Raw genomic sequence first — 3,788 nt, 5'->3', positions numbered from 1 at the left:
ATCCGTTGAAAGCAGGTATGGGTAGCGATGGTAATTTCTATCGTTTTTCATCTGAAAAATTTTATAGGGAACTTGGGGATGAATTTGAGTTTTTGACAGATTTTAGACAAGGATAACTGAAATTTGGATTGCGAGGTTTTGGCTTTTTATGTGAGCATTCGTCTCACTCTGCTGTGATTGTTGGCGGAAAACACCAACAATGTCTTTGCTGGAACCGGAATTTCGAATTAAAAAAAGCTTATTTATTCTCTAAACAGTATGTTTTAAAACCGTAAACCTGCGTGCTGATTTGTTCGTGGTTGAGCTGCCGATGTTGGTGTTTTCCACCAACATCTTCTCGTTGACCGGGATTGTGGATCATGCAAAGGATAAAATGGTTTCCAAAAATCTGTTTGAATTATAGTGTTTCAGTGAAACCTGTCATTTAACTTCCTTCAAATAAATAGATAATTTCGATTTAAGTCATCCTTGGTCTTACTCTGCTGTGATTGTTGGTGGAAAACACCAACAATGGCTTTGCTGGAACCGGAATTTCGAATTAAAAAAAGCTTATTTATTCTCTACACAGTATGTTTTGAAACCGTAAACCTGCGTGCTGGTTTTGTTTATGGTCGAGCTGCCGATGTTGGTGTTTTCCACCAACATCTTCTCGTTCACTGGGATTGTGGATCATGCAAAGGATAAAATGGTTTGCAAAAAACTGTTTGAATTATAGTGGTTCAGTGAAACCTGTCATTCAACTTCCTTCAAATAAATAGATAATTTCGATTTAAGTTAACCTTGGTCTCACTCTGCTGTGATTGTTGGCGGAAAACACCAACAATGTCTTTGCTGGAACCGGAATTTCGAATTAAAAAAAGCTTATTTATTCTCTAAACAGTATGTTTTAAAACCGTAAACCTGCGTGCTGATTTGTTCGTGGTTGAGCTGCCGATGTTGGTGTTTTCCACCAACATCTTCTCGCTGACCGGGATTATGGATCATGCAAAGGATAAAATGGTTTGCAAAAATCTGTTTGAATTATAGTGGTTCAGTGAAACCTGTCATTCAACTTCCTTCAAATAAATAGATAATTTCGATTTAAGTTAACCCTGGTCTTACTCTGCTGGGATTGTTGGTGGAAAACACCAACAATGGCTTCGCTGGAACCAGTATCTCGCTTAAAACGAGCTTGTTTATTCTCGAAACGGCTTGCTTTGAAACCGTAAACCTGCGTGCTGGTTTCGTTCGTGGTTGAGCTGCCGATGTAGGTGTTTTCCACCAACATCTTCTCGTTCACTGGGATTGTGGATCATGCAAAGGATAAAATGGTTTGCAAAAATCTGTTTGAATTATAGTGGTTCAGTGAAACCTGTCATATAACTTCCTTCAAATAAATAGATAATTTCGATTTAAGTCATCCTTGGTCTCACTCTGCTGTGATTGTTGGTGGAAAACACCAACAATGGCATTGCGGTTTATATTTGCATTTGGTAATTTATGTGAGCTTTCGTCTTACTGGGTTGGGATTGTTGGTGGAAAACACCAACAATGGCTTTGCTGGAATCAGAATCTCGCTTAAAACGAGCTTGTTTATTCTCGAAACGGCTTGCTTTGAAACCGTAAACCTGCGTACTGTTTTGTTCGTGGTTGAGCTGCCGATGTTGGTGTTTTCCACCAACATCTTCTCGTTGACTGGGATTGTGGATCATGCAAGGGATAAAATGGTTTGCAAAAATCTGTTTGAATTATAGTGGTTCAGTGAAACCTGTCATATAACTTCCTTCAAATAAATAGATAATTTCGATTTAAGTCATCCTTGGTCTCACTCTGCTGGGATTGTTGGTGGAAAACACCAACAATGGCTTTGCTGGAATCAGAATCTCGCTTAAAACGAGCTTGTTTATTCTCGAAACGGCTTGCTTTGAAACCGTAAACCTGCGTGCTGGTTTCGTTCGTGGTTGAGCTGCCGATGTTGGTGTTTTCCACCAACATCTTCTCGTTGACCGGGATTGTGGATCTTGCAAAGGATAAAATGGTTTCCAAAAATCTGTTCGAATTATAGTGTTTCAGTGAAACCTGTCATATAACTTCCTTCAAATAAATAGATAATTTTGATTTAAGTCATCCTTGGTCTCACTCTGCTGTGATTGTTGGTGGAAAACACCAACAATGGCTTCGCTGGATATGGAATTTCGAATTGAAAAAAACCTGTTATTCTCTAAACAGTATGTCTCAAAGCCGTAAACCTGCGTGCTGGTTTTGTTTATGGTCGAGTTGCCGATGTTGGTGTTTTCCACCAACATCTTCTCGTTCACTGGGATTGTGGATCATGCAAAGGATAAAATGGTTTGCAAAAATCTGTTTGAATTATAGTGGTTCAGTGAAACCTGTCATTTAACTTCCTTCAAATAAATAGATAATTTCGATTTAAGTCATCCTTGGTCTCACTCGGTTGTGATTGTTGGTGGAAAACACCAACAATGGCTGTGCTGAAACGTGAATCTCGATTAAAAAAAGCTTGTTTATTCTCTAAACAGTATGTTTTAAAAACGTAAACCTGCGGACTGTTTTTTTCGTGGTCGAGCTGCCGATGTTGGTGTTTTCCACCAACATCTTCTCGTTGACTGGGATTGTGGATCATGCAAGGGATAAAATGGTTTGCAAAAATCTGTTTGAATTATAGTGGTTCAGTGAAACCTGTCATTTAACTTCCTTCAAATAAATAGATAATTTCGATTTAAGTTAACCCTGGTCTTACTCTGCTGGGATTGTTGGTGGAAAACACCAACAATGGCTTTGCGGTTTATATTTGCATTTGGTAATTTATGTGAGCTTTCGTCTTACTCGGTTGGGATTGTTGGTGGAAAACACCAACAATGGCTTCGCTGAATTCATGATTTCGATTTAAGTTATCCTTGGTCTCACTCGGTTGGGATTGTTGGTGGAAAACACCAACAATGGCTTCGCTGGAACCAGTATCTCGATTAAAACGAGCTTGTTTATTCTCGAAACGGCTTGCTTTGAAACCGTAAACCTGCGTACTGTTTTGTTCGTGGTCGAGCTGCCGATGTTGGTGTTTTCCACCAACATCTTCTCGTTGACGGGGATTGTGGATCATGCATAGGATAAAATGGTTTGCAAAAATCTGTTTGAATTATAGTGGTTCAGTGAAACCTGTCATTCAACTTCCTTCAAATAAAAAGGTAATTTAGATTTAAGTCAACCTTAGTATCACTCTGCTGTGATTGTTGGTGGAAAACACCAACAATGGCTGTGCTGAAACGTGAATCTCGATTAAAAAAAGCTTGTTTATTCTCTAAACAGTATGTTTTAAAAACGTAAATCTGCGTACTGTTTTTTTCGTGGTTGAGCTGCCGATGTTGGTGTTTTCCACCAACATCTTCTCGTTGACTGGGATTGTGGATCATGCAAGGGATAAAATGGTTTGCAAAAATCTGTTTGAATTATAGTGGTTCAGTGAAACCTGTCATTTAACTTCCTTCAAATAAATAGATAATTTCGATTTAAGTCATCCTTGGTCTCACTCGGTTGGGATTGTTGGTGGAAAACACCAACAATGGCTTTGCTGGAATCAGAATCTCGCTTAAAACGAGCTTGTTTATTCTCGAAACGGCTTGCTTTGAAACCTTAAACCTGCGTGCTGGTTTCGTTCGTGGTTGAGCTGCCGATGTTGGTGTTTTCCACCAACATCTTCTCGCTGAGTTGAAATTTATTGGGAACAATCCTTTCTGAGGAGCCTTAGAGTTCGCAATGCGGTAATTCCTAAAAGAGTTTTCGTATTTTTA

At 39.1% G+C, this 3,788-nt stretch carries 6 protein-coding genes; 1 reads left to right on the top strand and 5 read right to left on the bottom strand.

Annotated features, from left to right (window positions below; all coding sequences use genetic code 11):
* The first annotated feature begins 510 nt into the window (after nt 1-510).
* The gene (locus tag ESY88_RS21275) at nt 511-684 is read left to right on the top strand and encodes a hypothetical protein (protein ID WP_189702683.1); all 174 of its coding nucleotides are present in this window, start codon (nt 511-513) and stop codon (nt 682-684) included.
* Nucleotides 685-1,057: 373 nt separating this feature from the next.
* Here ESY88_RS21275 and ESY88_RS20425 read toward each other — a convergent pair whose 3' ends face one another.
* The 5 genes from ESY88_RS20425 to ESY88_RS20410 all read right to left on the bottom strand — a co-directional run bounded on the left by ESY88_RS20425 (nt 1,058) and on the right by ESY88_RS20410 (nt 3,100).
* Nucleotides 1,058-1,279, bottom strand: coding sequence for a hypothetical protein (locus ESY88_RS20425; RefSeq protein ID WP_147088564.1), 222 nt, complete (start codon nt 1,277-1,279; stop codon nt 1,058-1,060).
* Between the two features lie 178 nt (nt 1,280-1,457).
* Nucleotides 1,458-1,691 (bottom strand): hypothetical protein, encoded by a 234-nt coding sequence (locus tag ESY88_RS20420; protein ID WP_147088565.1) that lies wholly within the window; start codon nt 1,689-1,691, stop codon nt 1,458-1,460.
* A 73-nt stretch (nt 1,692-1,764) separates the two neighbouring features.
* A complete protein-coding gene (locus ESY88_RS20415) occupies nt 1,765-2,025 on the bottom strand; it encodes a hypothetical protein (protein WP_147088566.1) in 261 nt (86 codons plus the stop codon).
* A 50-nt stretch (nt 2,026-2,075) separates the two neighbouring features.
* Nucleotides 2,076-2,297, bottom strand: coding sequence for a hypothetical protein (locus tag ESY88_RS21270; protein WP_189702642.1), 222 nt, complete (start codon nt 2,295-2,297; stop codon nt 2,076-2,078).
* A 488-nt stretch (nt 2,298-2,785) separates the two neighbouring features.
* Nucleotides 2,786-3,100, bottom strand: coding sequence for a hypothetical protein (locus ESY88_RS20410; RefSeq protein ID WP_147088591.1), 315 nt, complete (start codon nt 3,098-3,100; stop codon nt 2,786-2,788).
* Nucleotides 3,101-3,788 lie beyond the last annotated feature (688 nt).

Source organism: Subsaximicrobium wynnwilliamsii (assembly GCF_007997225.1).
Taxonomy (GTDB): Bacteria; Bacteroidota; Bacteroidia; order Flavobacteriales; family Flavobacteriaceae; genus Psychroserpens; species Psychroserpens wynnwilliamsii.
This window is presented reverse-complemented; position numbering and strand designations above follow the sequence as displayed.

Bases quoted from the DNA above. Each gene is read 5' to 3' on its own strand.
- ESY88_RS20410 (WP_147088591.1), bottom strand. From the start codon at position 3,100: ATGATCCACAATCCCCGTCAACGAGAAGATGTTGGTGGAAAACACCAA.
- ESY88_RS20420 (WP_147088565.1), bottom strand. From the start codon at position 1,691: ATGATCCACAATCCCAGTCAACGAGAAGATGTTGGTGGAAAACACCAA.
- ESY88_RS21275 (WP_189702683.1), top strand. From the start codon at position 511: ATGGCTTTGCTGGAACCGGAATTTCGAATTAAAAAAAGCTTATTTATT.